We start from the raw sequence: 21714 nt of genomic DNA, 5'->3' as shown, positions 1-21714 counted from the left end.
GCCGAGGGAATCTCAGTTCAGGTTGGACTGCGTGCCGGCGGTATCCGCGGTGGCCGCCTGCGCGTCCTGGGCGGCGTCGAGCTTGGCGCGCACCTCATTCAGCAGTGTCTGCGCACGCTGGGCCAGTGCTTCGCCGATCTCCCACTGTCGCATGGATTGGTCGAGGTTGAGACCGCCTGCCTCCAGCGCCTGCACGGCTTCGATAAGCTTGTCTCGCGCCTCCTCGTAAGGCATCTGCGCGATGGCCTTGCGCTCGTCATCGGTAAGGGTGGATGCTGCGGTGTTCTGATCTGCCATGGTGTGTTCCTTTACTGTGTGCTGGTTTGATGTGCTGGTCTAATTATGCTGTTTTAACTGTGCCGTTTCACCCGAGTGTGTTCCGCTCGCCCGCGCCATTCCGCCCGCGCGCGTAATCACCCGCGCACGCAATCGCCCGAAGAAAGCGCCTACTGGCCGTCATCCCCGCCGTCCGACGCAATCTCATCGGCGGTCGCGGTGACCACACCCTTCTTCAGGGTGAGCGTGAGCTTGTCGCCGGGGGAAAGAAGCGTGACGTCGTCCACCACATGTCCGCCGGCATCCTGGACGACGGCGTAGCCGCGGTTCAGCGTGGATTGCGGGCTGAGCGCGGTGAGGGAGGCGTGCGCCTTCTCGATGGTGAGGGACGCGTCGTCGATGATGCGGCGCATGCCGATATCCATGCGGCTGCGTGCCTCGTCGATCAGACGCTGGTGCGGGTCGAGCATGGTGTGCGGCTGGGTGAGGCTGGGGCGGTTCGCATAGCCTTCGATGAGGCGGAGTTCCGCGTCCACGCGCCCGGAGATGCGCATGCGCATCTGCCTGATGGCGTTGCTGATGAGCTGCCATTGTTCGCGCACGTCCGGAACCACTTTCTTCGCGGCGTCGGTTGGCGTGGAAGCACGAAGGTCGGCCGCCAGATCGATAAGCGTCCAATCGTCCTCGTGCCCGATGGCGGAAATCAGCGGCGTGCGGCATGCGGCTGCCGCGCGTACCACGCCTTCATCCGAGAATCCGACGAGGTCTTCGAAGGCGCCGCCGCCGCGTGCCACGATGATTACGTCCACTTCGGGATCGTTGTCCAATTGCCGGATCGCCGCGATGATGTCTGGCGGGCATTGTGTGCCTTGCACGTGTGCGTGCAGTACCTTGAAACGCACGGCGGGCCAACGCAGGTTCACGTTGGTGATCACATCGCCTTCCGCGCGTGCCTGCGGGGCGCAGATCAGGCCGATGCACTTGGGGAATTCGGGCAGCGGCACTTTGCGGTCCGTGTCGAAGAGTCCTTCGCCTTTGAGTTTTTTGCGCAGTTCGTCGATCTGTTCCTTGAGACCGCCGGCGCCGATTTTGCGGATGTCGTCACCGATGAAGCTCAGTCGTGTCTGCTTGACCCAGATGTCGGCATGCCCGTGGATGACCACGCGGTCGCCTTGGCGGAATTGGGAGGCTGCGGCTGCGAATGCGCGCCATCCGGAGACGGAGATGGCGATGTCTTCGAAGTCGTCACGCACGGTGAGGTAGGCGGAACCGGCGCGGCGTGTGTTGATCTCGGTGATTTGCCCGCAGATCCATGCTGCCGGCCATTTTTCCACGGCAGTGTGGAATTTCTGGCTGAGTACGCTTACCGGCCAGGGGTTGTCCGCGGTGGTTTCGCGTGCCAGCCGCGGCAGTTGTTCGAATGGGCGCGGTATTTGCATGCCCGTCGTGTTCTGGTCTTCGCTCATGGGCTCCACTATAGGTGCGGGGTCGAATCAGATGGGGGGTGAGGTGATGGTGAATCGCAATATGGCTGACGTGATGGGTGATGGCATGGTGGTGAGGTGACGCGGCGACATGGTGGGGGAGGCGGGGCGGCGCGGTGCGTCGATGTGACGGAATCGATTCGCGCGGGTGTTTCGATGGTTGTCAAGGGGAATCAGCCGGGAGCGAATCGCCCCGGTGGCTCGGAGTGCCGGGCGCGTACCGCGTGTCGCGTTCCGACGCCTTGCGGTTGGGGCTGTCGGAGGGGTTTCGGCGACGGGCTGTTACGTGTATCACACAATTCTCTTTTCGGCGGTATTACGCCAAAAAACACTACCCCTAGTGTTTGGCCGGCGTGGCGAAACTATATGTAGGGGTACAGTACATGAGTCAACAAAAACGAAACCCTTGTGAGCAAGGCGTGAAACCGGCGCTTGAGCGCCCAGGAAGAGGCAGAAAGATGACGATGGAAACAGTCGGCACGACAACGCGCAAAACCTCCACCAGCACGGTGCAGGTGGAGAAGCGTGACGGTCGTATCGTGGATTTTGATCCGATCAACATCATCGCTGCAGTGAAGTCCGCGTTCGCCGATCTCGACAAGAAGATCGGCCCGGAGGAGGAGGCGCTGATCCGTGATCTCGCCAATCAGGTGGAAGGCGAGATCAAGGAGCGTTACGCGGGTCCGGCCAAGATCGAGGACATCCAGAATCTCGTCGAGCATGCGCTCATCGAGGATCATCTGTACGACGTGGCCCGTAACTACACGAACTACCGTCTCGACAAGGACATCCAGCGTGCCAAGGCCACGGATGTGAACGAAGCGGTGTCCCGTTTCATCAACAACGATCCGACGCTCATCCACGAAAACGCCAACAAGGATTCCAATGTCTACGCCACCCAGCGCGACCTGCTCGCGGGCGCCGTCAGCAAGGCAGCGGCGCTGAACATGCTGCCCCCGGCGGTCGCCAACGCCCATATGAAGGGCGAGATTCACTTCCATGACGCCGATTATTCGCCCTTCACCGCGCAGTCGAACTGTTCCCTGCCGAACTTCTGGGACATGCTGGCGAATGGCTTCACCTTGGGCAACGCGCCGATGGCATCCCCGAAATCCATTGCCATCGCGGCCACACAGATCACCCAGATCATGAAGGATGTGGCGTCCAGCCAGTACGGCGGCCAGACCGCGAACCGCGCCGACGAGCATCTCGCCCGTTATGCGCGTAAGGATTACGAGAAGTTCCTTGAGGAAGCGCGTGAGAACATCCCCGACGGCATGCCGGTGGAGTTCGCCCGCCGTCAGGTGGAGAACGCCAAGAAGAACGAGCCGAGCAAGCTGCATTTCGGTTCCCGCGAGCCGCTGCCCATGGATACTCCGTTCCATGACGATGTGGACGAGCTGGAGCAGGAGCGCGAGATTCTGGCCAAGATCCGTACGCGTAAGGCCATTTACGATGCCATGCAGACCATGGAATACCAGATCAATTCGAACCGTGTGTCCAATGGCCAGACGCCGTTCGTCACGGTCGGTTTCGGTCTGGGAACCGACTGGTTCGCCCGTGAGGTGCAGCGTGCTATCCTGCTCAACCGCATCCGCGGCCTAGGCAAGGACCATCACACGGCCATCTTCCCGAAGCTCGTGTTCACCATCAAGCATGGCGTGAACTGCGATCCGGAGGATCCGAACTACGATCTCAAGCAGCTTGCGTTGGAGTGCGCCACCAAGCGCATGTACCCGGATGTGGTGTTCTACGAGAACATCGTCAAGATCACCGGCTCCTTCAAGGCGCCGATGGGCTGCCGTTCCTTCCTGCAGGGCTGGGTCAACCCGGAGACCGGCAAGGATGAGGAGGATGGTCGTATGAACCTCGGCGTTGTCTCCGTCAATGTTCCGCGTATCGCCCTGGAATCGCATGGCGATAAGGAGCGCTTCTGGAAGCTGTTCGACGAGCGCATGGAAGTCGCCCATCAGGCGTTGCAGTTCCGCATCATGCGCTGCAAGCAGGCCACGCCGGTGAACGCCCCCACGCTGTTCCGTTACGGCGCGTTCGGCCGTCTGGGCGCCAATGACAACGTCGATGCGCTGTTCAAGAACGAGCGTGCCACTGTGTCGCTGGGCTATATCGGCTTGGCCGAGGCGACCTCCGTGTTCTATGGCAAGAACTGGATCCGCGACCACGGCTGGGATCCGGAAGGCAAGGAGTTCGCCCTGTCCATCGTCAAGCGCATGAACGAGCTGTGCAAGCAGTGGAGCAAGGCGGAGGGCTACCACTATTCGGTGTACTCCACGCCGGCCGAATCCTTGACGGATCGTTTCAACCGCATGGATCGTGAGAAGTTCGGCAAGGTCGAGGGCGTGACCGACCACGACTTCTACACCAACTCCTTCCACTACCCGGTGTGGCTGCAGCCCACCCCAATGGAGAAGCTCGCCTTCGAGAAGGACTTCCCGTACTATGCGTCCGGCGGTTTCATCAACTACTGCGAGTACCCGTGCCTGCAGGATAATCCGAAGGCGCTGGAGGCCGTGTGGGATTACGCCTACAACATCGGCATCGGCTATCTGGGCACGAACACGCCGATCGACCACTGCTTCGTGTGCGGCTTCCAGGGCGACTTCGAGCCGACCGATGAGGGCTTCAAGTGCCCGGAGTGCGGCAATTCCGACCCGGACAAGTGCAATGTGACCAAGCGTACCTGCGGCTACCTGGGCAATCCGGTGCAGCGTCCGATGGTGCATGGCCGTCATGAGGAGATCGCGCATCGCGTCAAGCATATGAGTGGCGAAACGGGCCATGTGACGCTGAGCGATGGTTCCGAACGCGAATGGTTCGAGGAGACCAGGTAATACGGTTCGCCGCTTGGATGAAGGTCCGGGCGGGCGAGGGCAAGCCGGGCGTCATGCGATGCGTGTGAGTGTGCATGGATGCCTGTGATCGCGGGATGAGGGCGGTCGGTTGTGAATCGCCGACCGCCCCCACGCGTGTGATGGTTGATGATGATGGATGCCGATGGGCGTAGGCGTTCGGCCCGGGATGTTCGGCAGCGGATAGGGGAGAGAATATGAGTGAGTTTCGCAAGGCGGAGTCTCAAGCGGGGGCCAAGGCCGGTTCCAAGGCGGCGAACGAGCCCAAACGTCATGATTTCGCCGCGGGGGAGACGGGGCGCGGGCCGTCGATCCCGTCGCGGGGGCTCGCCAACGACCCGCGTGCCGGCCAGTGGGACGGCAGGCGCATGTCGAAGCGGATGATCGCCGACTACAAGACCTTCATCGTCACCGATGGCGAGGGCGTGCGCAATTCCCTCTACGTGTCGGGCTGCCCGTTCCACTGCGTCGAATGCTTCAACTCTTCCATCTGGGATTTCCAAGCGGGCCATGAGTACACGCAGCGTCTGGAGGACAAGATCATCGAGGATCTGCGTGCGCCGTGGGTGCAGGGCATCACGTTCCTGGGCGGCGAACCGATGCTCGCCACGCCGGTGCTGATCCCGTTGGCGCGGCGTATCAGGCGCGAGTTCGGGCATGACAAGGATATTTGGAGCTGGACCGGCTACACGTGGGAGGAGCTCATGCGGCCGGGGGAGACGCCCGACAAGCGCGAACTGCTGGAGCTCATCGACATTCTGGTGGACGGCCGGTATCTCAAGGACCAGCATGATTCACTGCTGCAGTTCCGCGGGTCACGCAACCAGCGCATCCTCGACGTGCCGAAATCGCTTGAGGCGGGCGAGCCGGTGATTTGGGGCAAGCTGCACGATCAGGAACGTCAGGTGTCCGAAATCTATCTCAAGGATCGCGGTGCGGGCGAAGGCGCGCAAGCCTCCTGAACTGATACGCCGGGGATACGCGAATGTGACGGGCGGGCGTCGACTCCCGGGTTCAGGGGGTCGACGCCCGCCCGTTATGCTTGCGCCCGGTTGGAGGCGGACGGCATGGTTATTGCAGGCTGCGGCCTGCGGCCCGTTACTGCCCGTCGGTCTGTTTGCTGAACCATTGCTGCGCCGTGTCGATGGCCTGCGCCAGCGCGTTCTTGGCGGCTTCGAGGGTTTGCGAATTCTTGATGTCAGGGTTGTCCGCGAGTTTCTGCGCGCCGTCGATGGCCTGTTCCAGCGCGTTGCCGGCAAGCTGTTTCAGCGTGTTGGTCGTTTCGCTGTTCTTGAGCTGGTCGAGCAGTCCGCGTGCGGAATCGATGGTGTTCTGCAGTTCCTGCTTCCGCTGTTCCAACGTGTCGCTGTTCGACGAATCGTTGCCGTCGGTCGAAGTGTCGTCGTTCGTGGAATCGTTGCCCGACGAGCCGTCGTTGTTCGACGAGGAGCCGTCCTGTTCGAGTTTCGCCGCATCCTTCTTGATGTTGGCGACGGATTCGCGCAACGACGCGGTGGCGCTGTTCAACGTGTCCTTGACCAGATTGAGCTGTGTGATCGTCGCGTTCGCCGCGCATCCTTCGCTTCCTACCGTCTGTTCGGCCTTGGAAGAGGCATCGGCGGCCGCATCCAGAATACCGTCCACGCCCAGCACTTCACGCAGCAGCTTTTGGACCTGCGACGAGGAGCCGCCGGTGTCCAGCAGTTCCTTGCGGGCCTCGGAGAAGGAACTGACCGCGTCACGGCATGCGGCGAGCGCCTGCTCGTGCCGGTCGTGGTAGACGTAGATGCCGACCGCGCCGGCGACGATGGCGATCACCGCGATGATCGCGACCACGATGGGCCAGCGTTTGTGGTGTTTCCGGGGATCGCCGGAATCGCCCTGATAAGGCGGGTATTGGTTGGATTCCCCGTCGCATTGCGCATATTGCGGGGTGTCGCCGTACTGCGGGGTTTGGTATTGCGCGGTCGCGAACTGTTCTGCCGAGTACTGTTCGGTGGGGTATTGCACGGTCTGCTGTGCGCTGGTATATCCCGAGGGTCTGCGGGTGTCGCCGTATACGATTCGCTGTGCCGGTGCGGGCTGGACGGGTTGCGCGGGCTGGACGGGCTGTGCAGGCTGGATGGGCTGTGCGGCGGGCATCGCCTGCGTGGTCGGTATCGCCTGGGTGTCCGGTATCCGTTCGTCGCCTGGCGTCTGCGTATCGGCCCATCCGCCGTTTGCGGTTCCCCGCGAAGCTTCCGGTGCGGGGAAGGATGCCGTCATCGGCCGTGTCCTCTGATCGTCCTGCTCGTCCATGGGCTGGATCTCCTTACCTATTGCGTTCCCGGCTTCCCGTTCCGTATCGTCCCATACTACCTACGCGCCCGTATCCGCAAACATCCGCACTTCCGTAAACGTCCGCACTTCCAGCAAACGTTCGCACTGCGCCGTTGTACCGTGATGCCGCGGCAATCAGGTACTCTCGAACCATGCATATGAGCGATCAGGAATTCGAGGGCGTCATCGAGGAGGCCCTGGCCGCGATCCCCACACGGTTCACCGAAGCGTTGCACAACATCGCCATCGCCTGGGATTACGAGCCCACCGCGGGCGAGCTTGGCGGATTGCGCTGCTCCGACGGCGAACTGCTCGGCCTGTACACCGGCGTACCCATCACGCAGCGCACCACGTCGTATAGCGGCGTCATGCCCGACATCATCACCATTTTCAAAGGACCGCACGAGCGCGTCTGCGCCACGCATCAGGAGATGGTCGAGCAGATCGGCAAAACCGTCATCCATGAGATCGGCCATTATTTCGGATTCGATGACGATTATCTGCACGCGCACGGGTACTGAGCGGGAATACGGATTACGGGGAGAAGCGGACGCAGTCGCCGCAACACCTTCTAGGATGTAGTACGTATTCGCAGCCGATCGCGCCGTGTGTCGCGTCCGGGGCGAGCCTTACGCCCGCCGCGGAATTCGCTATGGGCCAAATGGTGCCGACATTGCGGGTCGCGTATTCCGTGAGCAAAATCACTTGACATCGAATGTGTTAGGTGAGTGGTCGGACTAAGCTGGTTCTCCAGCAAGTCGGCGCCGCCGTCACCGGCATCCGCATATTCGGCTGGATGCGTGAAGGGCATGAAGGGCGGCATGAAGCCGAAAACCGAGTTGTAGAGGAATACATGGCTGACACCGCACCCATCGTGAGCACACCGCAGTCCGCGAAACCAGATGCGAAACCGTTGCGCGTCGGATTGGATATCGGCTCGACCACCGTCAAAGCCGTGGTCCTCGACCAGTCCGATACCCTGTCGGAGACGCTGTTCTCCGACTACCGCCGCCATCACGCCAACGTTCGTGCCACCGTGGCCGGACTGCTCGCCGACATCCATACGATGCTCGAAGAGCAGGGGCGCGGCGACGAGCCGATTCGTCTCGCCATCACCGGTTCCGGCGGTCTCGCGCTCGCCGACAGCCTGCACGTGCCGTTCGTGCAGGAGGTCATCGCCGAAACCGAAGCCATCGACAAGGAATACCCGCAGGCCGATGTGATCATCGAACTCGGCGGCGAGGACGCCAAGATCACTTATTTGAAGCCCACGCCGGAACAGCGCATGAACGGTTCGTGCGCGGGCGGCACCGGTGCGTTCATCGACCAGATGTCCACGCTGCTCGACACCGATCCTTCCGGTTTGAACGAGATGGCGAAGGATTACGAGAACCTGTATCCGATCGCGTCGCGATGCGGCGTGTTCGCCAAAACCGATCTGCAGCCGCTCATCAACGACGGCGCGGCGAAGCCCGATCTGGCGGCATCCATCTTCACCGCCGTCGCCACGCAGACCATCGCAGGCCTCGCCTCCGGTCGTCCGATCCACGGCACCGTCATCTTCCTCGGTGGCCCGCTGTTCTTCATGTCCGAACTGCGTGCGGCGTTCAAGCGTGCGCTCGACGGCAAGGTCGACGAGTTCATCGTCCCCACCGACGCCCACCTGTATGTGGCGTACGGCGCGGCATTGCAGGCCGAACAGGACACCGACGACGAAGGCAACCATTTCGAAGCCAAGCCGGTGAACGCCATCCTCAAGCGTTTGGAGGAACTGGAGAACCTGCCCTCCAACACGCCCACCATGCCGCCGCTGTTCCCCACCGAGGAGGACCGCAAGGCGTTCAACGAGCGTCACCACCGCGAACACGTGCACATCGGCACGCTCGACGGCGCGAAAGGCCCGCACTTCCTCGGCATCGACGCCGGCTCGACCACCATCAAGGCCACGCTGGTGAACGACGACCGTGAAATCGTATGGTCCAGCTACGCCAACAATGAGGGCAGCCCGCTGACCGCGGCCATCAACATCGCCAAGCGCATCCAATCCGAACTGCCCGAAGGCGCATGGATCGCACGCTCCTGCGCCACCGGCTACGGCGAAGGCCTGATCGCCACCGGCCTGCACCTCGATGAGGGTGTGGTCGAGACCATGGCCCACTACCGTGGCGCCGAAATGGTCAGCCCCGGCGTCACCGCCGTGATCGACATCGGCGGTCAGGACATGAAATACCTCGCCATCACCGACGGCGTGATCGACTCCATCGCCGTGAACGAGGCATGCTCCTCCGGCTGCGGCTCCTTCCTGCAGACCTTCGCCATGTCGATGGGGCTGAGCATCGAGGAGTTCACGCAGAAGGCGCTCGCCTCCACGCATCCGGTCGATTTGGGTTCGCGTTGCACCGTGTTCATGAACTCGTCCGTCAAGCAGGCGCAGAAGGAAGGCGCCAGCATCGAGGACATCGCGGCGGGCCTGTGCTATTCGGTCGTGCGCAACGCGTTGTACAAAGTCATCAAACTGCGTGATTCCGGCGAATTGGGCGATACCGTCGTCGTGCAGGGCGGTACGTTCCTCAACGACGCCGTGCTGCGCGCGTTCGAACTGCTGACCGAACGCAAGGTGACCCGTCCGAACATCGCCGGTCTGATGGGCGCGTACGGCGCGGCCCTCACCGCCCGCATGCATTACACGGATATCGCCGACGATGCGGAAAGCATGGAAAGCGCGGAGAACGCGGAAGCGGACGGCGAAACCACGAACACCGTGGTCGTCGACGGCGTGAAGCACACCGCCAGCTCCATCCTGACCGGCGAAGCGCTCGACTCCATGACCATGACCACCGAACGCGACGTGTGCAAGCTGTGCCAGAACCACTGCAAGCTCACCATCACCACGTTCGCCGACGGCGCACGCTACGTCACCGGCAATCGCTGCGAGCGCGGCGGCGACGCGAAGCGCAAGCGTTCCGACAGGCCGAACCTGTACGACTACAAGTACAAGCGTTGCTTCGCCTACCGTCGTCTGACCGATAAGAAAGCCACGCGCGGTGAGATCGGCATTCCGCGTGCGCTCAACATGTACGAGAACTACCCGTTCTGGTTCACGCTGCTCACTTCGCTGGGATTCAAGGTCGTGATCTCGGGCCGCAGCTCCCACGAACTGTTCGAGACGGGCATCGAATCGATCGCCTCCGAGAACATCTGCTACCCGGCCAAACTGGTGCACGGCCATATCAAATGGCTGCTGAACAAGGGCATCAAAACCATCTTCTACCCGTGCGTGAGCTACGAGGAGAACCTCGTGCCCAACACCGACAACCACTACAACTGCCCGGTCGTGGCGAACTATCCGGTGGTCATCGGCGCGAACATGCCGGAACTGCGCGAGGAAGGCGTGCGCTACATGCGCCCGTACTTCAACCTCGCCAACCATGAGCTCATGGTCGACCGCATCGTCGAGGAGTTCGCATGGGCGGGCGTGAGCCGTGAGGAGGCCGAAACCGCGGTCAAGGCCGCGTATGCCGAAGACAAGGTGTTCAAGCATGACGTGCAGCAGGAGGGTCTGCGCGCGTTGGCGTACATGAAGGAACACAACTGTCGTGGCATCGTGCTCGCCGGACGCCCGTACCACGTCGACCCGGAGATCAACCACGGCATCCCCGAAACCATCTGTTCGCTGGGCATGGTGGTGCTGTCCGAGGATTCCATTTGCGAACTGCAACCGGGGGAGAAGCTCAACCTGAGCGAATATCTCGCCGAAGGCGAGGATGATCCGCGCAAGCGCAACGCCGACGGTTTCCGCCATGTGGGCGACCGCAAAGTCACGAAGATGCCGTTGCGTGTCACCAACCAGTGGGCCTACCATTCCCGCCTGTATGCGGCGGCCAATTTCGTCGCCTCGTACCCCGGCCTCGAACTCGTGCAGCTCAACTCCTTCGGCTGCGGTCTCGACGCCATCACCACCGATCAGGTGTCGGAGATCCTGGCGGACAAGGCCGACGTGTACACCATGCTGAAGATCGATGAGGTTTCGAACCTGGGCGCGGCGAAGATCCGTCTGCGCTCGCTCAAGGCCGCGGTGGAGGAGCGCGAGCGCAATCACCGCCGCGCCCTGTCCGATGCGGTGCCGGGCAAGCAGGACCGTCCGGTGCAATCGGATGCCGTGGCCGAAGCGAAGGCCAAGCTGGAGGAGGCTCAGGCGCAGCTCGCCGAAGCCAAGGCCCAGCTTGAATCCGCCAAAGCCAAGGCTAGTGCCAAGGCCGGCGCCGAATCCGGCGTCAAGCATGGCGAATTCCGCAAGACCGGCTCCCAGGCCCCGACCCCGGGCCGGCAGGTCATGCTCGACACGGTGATGAAAGCCAATCCGAAGCTCACCGAAGCCGCCAAGGAGGCGTCCCGTCGCGCCGCCGCCAATGGCAAGGGCTCGGCGTCCGCGCACAACACGGCCACCATGTCCAAGTACGCGAACCGCGTGCCGTTCGGCAAGGATATGAAGGATTACACCATCGTGGCCCCGCAGATGAGCCCGATCCACTTCTCCCTGGTCGAATCCGTGATCCGTTCCGGCGGCTACAAGTTCGACATCCTCGAACATGCGAGCCGTGAGGACGTGGAAACCGGCCTGAAGTACGTGAACAACGACGCCTGCTATCCGGCCATCATGGTCATCGGCCAGTTGGTGGACGCGATTCTGGAAGGCAAGTACGATCCCGATCACACCGCACTCGCCATCACGCAGACCGGCGGCATGTGCCGTGCCACCAACTATTTCGGCCTGATCCGCAAGGCTTTGGTGGATGCCGGCTACCCGCAGATCCCGGTCATCGCCATCTCCACGCAGGGCATCGAGGACAATCCCGGTTTCAAGGTCACGCCGGTGCTGCTGCACCGTGCGATCAAGGCGTTGATCATCGGCGATCTGCTCATGAAATGCCTGTACCGCGTGCGCCCGTATGAGGCCACGCCGGGCAGCGCCAACCGCCTGTACCGCCAGTGGGACACCATCGTGCGTGAGACGTTGGAACATCATGGTCATTCCAAGACCGCGAAGAAGGCCATCGGCAAGGGATATCTGCCGTACCCGAAGCTGGTCAGGGAGATCGTGAAGTCCTTCGACGCGTTGCCGCTCAAGGATATTCCACGCAAGGTGCGTGTGGGCGTGGTCGGCGAGATCCTGGTGAAATACCAGCCGGACGCCAACAATCATGTGGTCGATGTCATCGAATCGCAGGATTGCGAGGCCGTGGTGCCGGGCATCATGGAGTTCATGACCACCCGCCCGTACACCACCGACTGGAACGAGCACTATCTTGGCATGGGCGGCAACAAGCTCGGCTATGCCGTGATGCGTAAGGGTTTGGATATGTATTTCGCGCCGGTGCACAAGGCCATCGATCTGGCGCACGGCAAGTTCTCGCAGGATCTGCCGATGCCTGAACTGGTGAAGAAGGCCGGCGAGGTGACTTCGGTGGGTGTGCAGGCCGGTGAAGGCTGGCTGCTGACCGCGGAGATCCTGGAGCTCATCGAATCCGGCTGCCCGAACGTCGTATGCGCCCAGCCGTTCGCCTGCCTGCCCAACCATGTGACCGGGCGTGGCATGTTCGGCAAGATCCGCCGCCTGCATCCGGAGGCGAACATCGTGTCCATCGATTACGATCCGGGCGCGTCCGAAGCGAACCAGCTCAACCGTATCAAGCTCATGATCGCCGCCGCCAAGAAGATGCGCAAGCAGCAGGAGGAGCAGGGCAAGTAAGACCCAAGCGGGTTTGCGAGTAATTGCCTGCAGACCGCCGGTGCGTTGATGGCAGGTGTCGTGACCGGTCGCCGTGATGAACGTCATGACGGCCCGTCGTGGCACCTGCCATTAGTTTTTCGTATATCCAATTCGCGGCCTGACGGCACGCTTGGGCGATATGGTCGAATACCATATAGGCCATGGTTACACCGAAAATCAGCTATGCGCACCTGCTCACCGAGCCGAATCCCAAGCATGTCGACAGCCTGCTGAAGTTCTTCGAGAACGGCTGTTCCAAGCGCGGCACGGGCGGTTTCGGTGTGGAGATCGAGCATCTGCCGGTCCATAACGCCGATGACACCGCGGTCAGCTATTACGAGCCGAACGGCATCGAGACGCTGCTCAGACGCATCGCCCCGTATTACGACGAAAGCAAGGAATATTGGGAGAACGGTCATCTGGTCGGTCTCGGGCGCGAAGGCCTGTCCATTTCCCTCGAACCCGGCGGCCAGGTAGAAACCTCCATCGGCGTGCTGCATGAGCCGCGTGAGCTCAACGCACTGTACGGCGAATTCCGCAGCCAGATCGATCCCATCGTCGAGGAGCTTGGGTTCAGACTCGTGCATTACGGCTACCAGCCGAAATCCAGTTTCGCGGATATCCCCGTCAATCCGAAGGACCGTTACGATGCCATGACCGATTATCTCGGCAGGGTCGGCGAATTCGGTCCGTGCATGATGCGCTGCTCCGCCTCCACGCAGGTGAGCATCGACTATGTGGATGAGGCCGATTCCATCGCCAAAATGCGCATCGGCACCGCGATCGGTCCGATCCTCGCATGGTTCTTCCGCAACAGCCCGTATTTCGAAGGCAAACTCAACACGTATCCGCTGCTGCGCCAGCGCATGTGGGATTATCTCGACTTCCAGCGCACCAACGTCATTCCCGGCCTGTTCGACAGGCGGTTCGGCTGGGAAGATTACGCGCGTGACGTGCTTTCCACGCCGCTCATGTTCGCCGACCTGACCCATACGCCCGAAGCGCTGGCGACCGGCGCCACCGGCAAGGAACTGCATCGCGCGGCCTTCCGCGAGAACGCGGGCGAGGTGTACCCGGACCGCGAGCTCAACGCGTACGAGATCAACCATGTGATCTCCACGCACTTCAACGACGTGCGTTTGAAGAACTTCATCGAATTCCGCCACTGGGATTCGCTGCCGGTGGCCCGCGCCGAGCGGCTTACTGAAATCATCGGCTCGCTGTTCTACGATCCGACGAATCTCGACCGACTGGAAAGCTACTTCGACGGCATCCGCGAGGAGGACGTGTTCGAGGCCAAGGCGAACCTGCAGGCGCGTGGAAGCCAGGCCATCCCATACGGCAACTCGCTGGAATTCTGGCAGGAGTTTCTCGGCCTTGAGGGTGTGCTCGCCGACGAACCGGGCGACCCGAAGCATCCGGACGTCTTCCAGGCGTGACCGGCCGAGGGCCCGTCCGATGGTACGCTGTTCCATATGGTTACCGAGGGGAAAAAGCGGGTTCGTAAATCGCCCGAAGAGCGCAAACGCGAAATCATCGCGGCGGCGGGCAGGCTGATCGGCGAGAAGGGGTACTACGGCACGTCGCTCAAGGACATCGCCGACGCCATCGGCATGAGCCAGCCCGGACTGCTGCACTACATCGGCAACAAGGAGCGGTTGTTGTCGCTGCTGGTCACCGATAGCTACGACCAGCAGGGCACACCCGCCGACTTCGCCAAGTCGGGATTGCCCGGCAGCGATTCTGACGGCATGCTGTTTCCCGCATATCTGCGGTTTCTGGTCCGCTACAATGCGCAACGCCGCAGTCTGCTGCAGCTGTACATGGTTTTGGAAACCGAATCGTTCAACGCGGACCATCCACTGCACGAGTATTTCGAAAACCGACCGGATCTGACGTGGGAGCATTACTCAAAGTTCGCATGGAAACTGCCTCCGGAAGTCGGCGGATGGGATAATATGCGGCCGATCGTACGGCAATGCATCGAGGCGATGGACGGTATCCAGCTGCGGTGGATGCGCAAACCGCCGATCGACCTGTATGACGAATGGCTCGCCTTCGAACGGTTGATTTTTCCCTCTCCGGTATGGGACGGATACCGGTAAAAAGTAGCGGCTGGTCGTATATCTAATGTTTATTAGGTAAGACACGCCTTATTTCCAAGCCTCTTGACATATGTGCGGGCAGATAATATATTTCTTATATCTAATACTTGTTAGATAAAAATCTCGACCGTAGTCAGCGAAGATGTAAGGAACAAGAAAACCATGAGTCGCAACGAAGTGGACCACATCCTTTTTGGCGCAGCATACTATGACGAATACCTCATGATGAAAGGCATCGACCGCATCGATGAGGATATGAAAATGATGAAGGACGCGGGGCTGAACGTCATCCGCATCGCCGAATCCACGTGGAGCACCTGCGAACCGCAACCGGGCGTATTCGACTTCACCTACGTGGACCGCGCGCTCGACGCCGCGCAGCGTGCCGGCATCGATGTCATCGTCGGCACGCCGACCTACGCGGTGCCCAGCTGGCTCGTCAAACTCGACCCGAGCGTGCTCGCGGTCACGCCGAACGGACAGGGCAAGTATGGCGCGCGCCAGATCATGGACATCGTCAACGCCACCTACCGTTTCTACGGCGAACGTGTGATCCGCAAGCTCATCTCCCATGTCGCCGACCATCCGGCCGTCATCGGCTATCAGGTGGACAACGAGACGAAATACTACGATTCCGTCTCCGATGACATGCAGCGCCTGTTCGTCAAGTACCTGCGGGAGAAGTTCCACGGCGATCTGGACGAGCTCAACCACCACTTCGGCCTTGACTACTGGTCCAACCGCATCGACTCCTGGGAGGACTTCCCGGACGTGACCGCCACCATCAACGAGTCCCTGGGCGGCGAATTCGACAAGTTCCGCCGCGATCAGGTGCGCGCCTTCCTACAGTGGCAGACCGACATCGTGCGCGAATACGCCCACGACGACCAGTTCATCACCCACAACTTCGACTTCGAATGGCGAGGCTACTCCTTCGGTGTGCAGCCCGCGGTCGACCATTTCAAGGCCGCGACCGCCGTGGACATCACCGGCGTGGACATCTACCATTCCACCGAGGACGACCTGACGGGCAAGGAGATCGCCTTCGGCGGCGACATGACCCGTTCCACCAAGAACGGCCGCAACTACCTCGTGCTCGAAACCGAAGCGCAAGGCCAGCACGGATGGGTCCCGTTCCCCGGCCAGCTGCGCTTGCAGGCCTACTCGCACCTCGCATCCGGCGCGGACATGGTGGAATACTGGCATTGGCACTCCATCCACAACTCCTTCGAAACCTACTGGAAGGGCCTGCTGAGCCACGACCTCGAACCGAATCCGACCTACCGCGAGGCGGGCGTGTTCGGACATGAGGTCGCCTCGCCCGAAGTGGGGGAGCGTCTGGTCCACCTGAGCAAACGCAACAAGGTCGCCATCATGGTGAGCAACGAATCGCTCACGGCCCTCGACTGGTTCCTCATCGAAGCCGGTTTCCCGTTCGGCGGCACGCTCAAGTACAACGACGTGGTGCGCAACATGTACGACGCGCTGTTCGAACTCAACGTCGAATGCGACTTCATCCCTTCCGACGCATCGGCCGAGCGGATCGCCGGATACGAGATGATCGTGACGCCGGCCCTCTACTGCGCTCCGCAGGAGACCATCGACAACCTGCGCACCTTCGTCGCCGACGGCGGCCACCTGGTGTCCACCATGCGCTCCTTCGTGAGCGATGACGAAGTGAGCGTCTGGGCCGACCGTGCGCCGCACAATCTGACCGACGTGTTCGGCATGACCTACAACCAGTTCACCAGGCCGAACGGCCACGTGTCCGTGGAATTCTCCGGCCCCCTCGCGGGCACGCCGTCCACCGACGCGCAGGCGCTCATCGAGCTGCTGGACGCCGGCGAAGACACCGAGGTACTCGCCGGATACGGCCACTACGCTTGGAAGGACTATGCGGCGGTCACCCGCCACGCCTTCGGCAAGGGCGACGCCGAATGGATCGCCACGCTGCTCGACGCGGATTCGATCCGTGAGGTGATGCGCGAAGCTGTCGACCATGCGGGTGTCGCCGGCTGCGGTGCCGCGCTCGCGGGCAAGGTCGCCGTGCGTCAGGGCGTCAATGCCAAGGGCGAGACGGTGACGTATCTGCTGAACTATTCCGCCGACGAGGTCACCGTCGCAAGCCCGGTGGCTGGCGACGTGGTGGTCGCGCCGGTGGTAATCGCCACCGATGGCACCGTTGACGGCGAGGCCACGTCAGGCGTCGCGCTCAAGGCGGGCGATGTGGTGAAGGTCGGCGATGAGCTGACGATCGGGCGGTGGAATCTCGCCGTGATTGCGGGCTGATCGATGGGCGGTCGGCTCAGGGAATGAGCAGGTCGACGAGCGCTTTCCATTCGTTGACGAAGTCGACGTTCCGGGCACCGTTGAGCCAGCGCAACTGTAGGCCTTCCATGGCGGAGAGCACCTGCAGTGCGGTGCGTTCCGGATCGTCGACCCCGTCGCGGGCCGCGGCCACCGCGTATTCCTTGAGCAGATTGTCCTCGCGCTGCTCGAAGTACTCGTGCACGGGATGGTCCTTGCTCAACGCCTCGCTTTCCAGCAGGGTGTAGAGGCGGACCATTTCCGGACGGCCGGCGTTCGTTTCCACGGTTCCCGTGGTGATGGCCTTGAGCCCCAGGTCGCAATGGTATGCGATGCCGTCGTCAAGGACTTCGCCGGTCACGCCTTCCACGCCGAGATGTTCGGCGATGGCGATCTGATTGGTCCGATCGGCGTATTTGAGGGTTTCCTCAAGCAGTTGTTCTTTGGATTTGAAGTAGTAAAGGAGGCCGGCTTCGGTGATGTTCTGGGCTTGCGCCACATCACGGATGGTGAAGCCCCAGAAACCGAATTGAGAGATGAACGAGATGGTGGTTTCGAGAATCGCCTTTCTGCGGTCCTCGGCGCTCATTCGTTTCTTGGGTCTGTTCTCGGTGCGGCGACGCATGCAATCTCCTTTATCTTGTGCTTACTAAGGTACAGGACGAAGTGGGGAAGTATGTGCAAAACCATTGGAACACGCCGAAAATGACAGAAAAATAGAAATGTAATATCATTTAACTAAGCAGCTACTAAGTAATAAAAAACAAGGCGGCTGTCCGATAATCAAACAGTGTGAATCGCCTTTATGAAAACCGGTGAGCGCGTCGGTGACGGACCGATTTGCGTTTTCAGGAAGGATGATTTACGCTATGGATATGTTAATTACCAAGTGGTAGTTAACGGAGGGGCGAGGCAGCCCCCTGACCTAAATCGAGATACACAACCACAAGCAAATTCACTACTGAAGCATGATTCAAAGGAGAGTTTCATGAGTGAGGCAATTGCAAGCACGGAAGAGCGTCTGGCCGCGTACAACGCCAACGTCGCCGCCGCGGAGAAGGATCCGCGTCTATCGCCTGAGACCGGCAAACCGCTGGACAAGGTGACCATGTTCCGCTTCGGAGCCGGCTTCATCGTCTTCGGCCTCCTGTGGATGTCCGGCCTCGGCATCGTCTCCGCAGTGCTGCTGCCGATGCACTACAAGACCATCCCGGGCGTCAATCCGGACGCTTTGGTGGGCGTCGTCAACGCCTTCACCGCCGTCGCGTCTCTGGTCGCCAACCTGATGTTCGGCAACTTCTCCGATCGTTCCCGTTCCAGGTTCGGCCGTCGTACCCCGTGGATCCTCTTCGGAGCCGTGCTCGGTGGCGTCATGCTGTTCCTGACCGGCACCACGCATAACGCCGTGCTGTTGACGATCTTCTACTGCGGCTGCATGTTCGGTCTCAACTGCATGATCGCTCCGCTGGTGGCCATCCTGTCCGACCGCGTGCCGTCCGGCATCCGCGGAACCATGTCCGCCTTCTACGGCGCCGGCTCCACCATCGGCGCTCCAATCGGCACCATGCTGGGCGCCCTGTTCATCGAAAACCTGGTTCCGGGCTTCGCCGTCGCCGGCGTGCTCATGTTCCTCGGCGGTGTCGTCGCCGTGATCATCCTGCCGAAGGAGCAGTCCGCCGACTTCCTGCCGAAGGACGAAGGCTCCTTCAAGGACATCCTCGTCTCCTTCCGCCCGCCGAAGTTCTCCACCGCCCATGACTTCTACAAGGCTTTCGCCGGCCGCTTCTGCATGCTCATCAGCTACCAGATGATCAACGTCTACCAGCTGTACATCATCCAGAACTACATCGGCCAGTCCGTCAAGGAATCCGCCGTCACCGTGTCCGTCGTGTCCATGATCATGATGGTCATGTCCCTGGTTGGTTCCTTCATCTCCGGCCCGGTGTCCGATTTCATCGGTCGCCGTAAGGTTCCGGTCGTCGTGGCCTCCGTGCTCTTCGCCGTCGGCATCGCCATGCCGTGGCTGATTCCGTCTTCGCTGGGCATGTACTTGTTCGCCGGCATCGCAGGTCTCGGCTACGCCGTCTACTCCGCCGTCGACCAGGCCCTGCTCGTGGACGTCCTGCCGAACAAGGAAGAAGCCGGCAAGGATCTGGGCATCCTGAACATGGCCACCACCCTCGGCCAGATGTGCGGTCCGGTCATCATGTCCACCATCGTCGTGGCACTGGGCTACAACTTCGCGTTCCCGGTCGCCATCGCATTGGCCATCATCGGCTGTATCTTCATCATGGCCATCAAGAAGGTCAAGTAAGATAGCTGCTCCAAACCGGGGAGATGGTCGTTTTCGTAGACTGTCTCCCTCCGCGGGGCCAAATCGCCCCGCATCCCATCCATACCAAACATCAACGCATATTCGAATTATCAACGACGATACCAAGGAGCATCATGACCACCTGGATTGCAACGACGCAAGACGACAAGCTTGCCGACCGAACCTCCGACATCGAATCCACCAACGCCACCACCGCGGCCGACCTGCAGCTCGACGGCAACGAATACCAAGCCCTGCGCGGCTTCGGCGGCTGCTTCAACGAACTCGGCTGGCTGCCGCTGCAGAACGTCAGCGAAGCCGAACGCGACCAGATCATCAAGGAACTGTTCAGCCCCGACGAGATGAACTTCACCTTCAACCGCGCCCCCGTCGGAGCCAACGATTTCGCCGACCACTGGTACAGCTACGACGAGGTCGACGGCGACTACGAGATGGAACATTTCTCCGTCGAACACGACGAACAGACCCTGATCCCGTACATCCACCGCGCGCAGGGATGGCAGCCGAACATGCAACTGTTCTCCAGCCCGTGGAGCCCGCCGACGTGGATGAAGCGCCCGAAGGCCTACAACTACGGCCGTCTCGTGCAGACCCCGGAGAACCTCAGAGCCTACGCCAAATACTTCGTCAAGTACATCCAGGCCTACGCCGAGCACGGCATCACTGTGAACCAGCTGCACGTGCAGAACGAGGTGTTCGCCGACCAGAAGTTCCCGAGCGCCCTGTGGGATTCCGAAGCGCTCAAGGTGTTCATCCGCGACTACCTCGGACCGGCGTTCGACGAGGCCGGACTCGACACCGACATCTGGCTGGGCACCCTCAACGGCCCGGAGGACATGGCTTGGACCGGCGGCGGCTATGGCATGACGCTCAACAACTACAACCGCTTCGTCGACAACATCCTCTTCGACGACGGCGCGCGCAAGTACATCAAGGGCATCGCCTACCAGTGGGCCGGCCAGAACTGCATCGCCCGCACGCACGAATCATGGCCGGAGATCGAGCTGATCCAGTCGGAGTCCGAATGCGGCACCGGCGACAACAGCTGGGAGTACGCGGAGTACATCTTCCATCTGATTAACCACTACTTCCGCAACGGCGCCACCGCATACACCTACTGGAACATGATTCTTGACGACCAGGATTCCACATGGGGCTGGTGGCAGAACTCCCTGTTCACCATCACCGCCGACACGCATGAGGTGCGCCGCAATCCGGAATACTACGTGATGCGCCACTTCTCGCATTTCGTCAGGCCCGGCGCGAAGGTGCTCGGCACCACTGGCCATTTCAACTCGATGGCCATCGCCTTCCGCAACCCGGACGGCACGGTGGTGGTCGTGGCGCAGAACGCCCTCGACGAGGAGCGCCCGTTCGAATTCGCCGATCCCGATGCCACCGAACGCGGCTTCAAGGTAACGCTTGCTCCGCGATCGTTCAACACCTTCGTGCTGGACTGAGCGGATTATGCCCGGGCTTGCCGCTCACGGGTGCGGTTTGCGGTTTGCCGTTTGTCGTTTGCGGTTTGCGGTTTGCGGTTTGCGTTTGCGGTACGGTACGGTACGGTACGGTGCAGGTGTGCCCGTAAAGATGTTTGCGAGTGTACCCGTGGGCTGCTCGTGAGCGTGTCCCTTGTCTGCCCGTGGGCGGTTGGATGTCCGTCGGATCGGATGTCCCCATTCATGGGCGCAGATTATTCGTGATCGACTGATCGGCGACTGTCTGCTTGCCTGTTCGGTTGGGTTGGCTTTTGTCTGCTTGCCAACCCAATTGGACGGGTAGTCGATTGATCGATCAACTGGCTGATCGGCCAGTCGGCCTGAACGCATGTTCGGGCCATGTGGATCAACCGCAGGATCTTTCCTTTTTCTTCCTGCTGGTTGTGTGGAGGACCGGAGTCCCGCGTATGCGGCGGCTCCGGTCCTCGTCTTGTCTTTTGCTTCAGTCTTGTCTTTTGCTTCAGTCTTGTCTTTTGCTTCAGTCTTGTCTTTTGCTTCAGTCTTGTCTTGTCCTGGAGCTCCAAGTCCCGCAGCGTTTCCCCATTTTCAGACAATTTTGCCCGGATTCTGTCCGATTTTGGGGATGAGAGTGGGGACGGGCGGGGCGGGAAGGGAATGGGACGGAGGCAAGAATGGAGTGGACTCTGCCGCTATACATCCCCATTTTCAGACAATTTTGCCCGGATTCCGTCCGATTTTGGGGATGGAGGCGGAAGGCGGGGTTGGGGTCTGCTGTTGTACATCCCCATTTT

13 protein-coding genes are annotated in these 21714 nt (G+C 61.1%); 9 read left to right on the top strand and 4 right to left on the bottom strand.

From position 1 onward, the window contains the following. Positions 1-12: 12 nt before the first annotated feature. Entirely contained in the window at positions 13-297 is a 285-nt protein-coding gene (locus BUB29_RS05320; protein WP_033522225.1) for an exodeoxyribonuclease VII small subunit, read from the bottom strand. A gap of 149 nt (positions 298-446) precedes the next feature. Further along, positions 447-1742 carry an exodeoxyribonuclease VII large subunit gene (xseA, locus tag BUB29_RS05315; protein WP_051914979.1) on the bottom strand — a complete coding sequence of 432 codons (1296 nt, stop codon included), beginning with the start codon at positions 1740-1742 and terminating at the stop codon, positions 447-449. A gap of 476 nt (positions 1743-2218) precedes the next feature. Here xseA and nrdD point away from each other — a divergent pair, with 476 nt between their 5' ends. Continuing rightward, positions 2219-4609, top strand: a complete 2391-nt coding sequence (gene nrdD / locus BUB29_RS05310; protein WP_033522224.1) for an anaerobic ribonucleoside-triphosphate reductase — start codon at positions 2219-2221, stop codon at positions 4607-4609. Between the two features lie 215 nt (positions 4610-4824). Continuing rightward, entirely contained in the window at positions 4825-5589 is a 765-nt protein-coding gene (gene nrdG, locus BUB29_RS05305; RefSeq protein ID WP_234356083.1) for an anaerobic ribonucleoside-triphosphate reductase activating protein, read from the top strand. Between the two features lie 136 nt (positions 5590-5725). Here nrdG and BUB29_RS05300 read toward each other — a convergent pair whose 3' ends face one another. After that, a complete protein-coding gene (locus BUB29_RS05300; RefSeq protein ID WP_051914981.1) occupies positions 5726-6925 on the bottom strand; it encodes a hypothetical protein in 1200 nt (399 codons plus the stop codon). A gap of 173 nt (positions 6926-7098) precedes the next feature. Here BUB29_RS05300 and BUB29_RS05295 point away from each other — a divergent pair, with 173 nt between their 5' ends. The 5 genes from BUB29_RS05295 to BUB29_RS05275 all read left to right on the top strand — a co-directional run bounded on the left by BUB29_RS05295 (position 7099) and on the right by BUB29_RS05275 (position 17110). Further along, positions 7099-7467 (top strand): metallopeptidase family protein, encoded by a 369-nt coding sequence (locus tag BUB29_RS05295; protein WP_033522222.1) that lies wholly within the window; start codon positions 7099-7101, stop codon positions 7465-7467. A 332-nt stretch (positions 7468-7799) separates the two neighbouring features. Continuing rightward, entirely contained in the window at positions 7800-12695 is a 4896-nt protein-coding gene (locus BUB29_RS05290; RefSeq protein ID WP_033522221.1) for an acyl-CoA dehydratase activase-related protein, read from the top strand. A 182-nt stretch (positions 12696-12877) separates the two neighbouring features. Further along, positions 12878-14155, top strand: a complete 1278-nt coding sequence (locus BUB29_RS05285) for a glutamate-cysteine ligase family protein (protein ID WP_033522220.1) — start codon at positions 12878-12880, stop codon at positions 14153-14155. A gap of 36 nt (positions 14156-14191) precedes the next feature. Further along, positions 14192-14821 (top strand): TetR/AcrR family transcriptional regulator, encoded by a 630-nt coding sequence (locus BUB29_RS05280; RefSeq protein ID WP_033522219.1) that lies wholly within the window; start codon positions 14192-14194, stop codon positions 14819-14821. A 162-nt stretch (positions 14822-14983) separates the two neighbouring features. Further along, positions 14984-17110 (top strand): beta-galactosidase, encoded by a 2127-nt coding sequence (locus BUB29_RS05275; RefSeq protein ID WP_033522217.1) that lies wholly within the window; start codon positions 14984-14986, stop codon positions 17108-17110. A 16-nt stretch (positions 17111-17126) separates the two neighbouring features. On the opposite strand, the gene BUB29_RS05270 is transcribed toward BUB29_RS05275, so the two are convergent. After that, complete coding sequence (locus tag BUB29_RS05270; RefSeq protein ID WP_033522215.1) at positions 17127-17753, bottom strand: TetR/AcrR family transcriptional regulator; 627 nt, start codon at positions 17751-17753, stop codon at positions 17127-17129. Positions 17754-18116: 363 nt separating this feature from the next. Here BUB29_RS05270 and BUB29_RS05265 point away from each other — a divergent pair, with 363 nt between their 5' ends. Continuing rightward, positions 18117-19442, top strand: coding sequence for an MFS transporter (locus BUB29_RS05265; RefSeq protein WP_033522214.1), 1326 nt, complete (start codon positions 18117-18119; stop codon positions 19440-19442). A gap of 134 nt (positions 19443-19576) precedes the next feature. Continuing rightward, the gene (locus BUB29_RS05260) at positions 19577-20923 is read left to right on the top strand and encodes a glycoside hydrolase family 30 protein (RefSeq protein WP_033522212.1); all 1347 of its coding nucleotides are present in this window, start codon (positions 19577-19579) and stop codon (positions 20921-20923) included. Positions 20924-21714: the final 791 nt, after the last annotated feature.

The organism is Bifidobacterium merycicum DSM 6492, assembly GCF_900129045.1.
GTDB lineage: Bacteria > Actinomycetota > Actinomycetes > Actinomycetales > Bifidobacteriaceae > Bifidobacterium > Bifidobacterium merycicum.
This window is presented reverse-complemented; position numbering and strand designations above follow the sequence as displayed.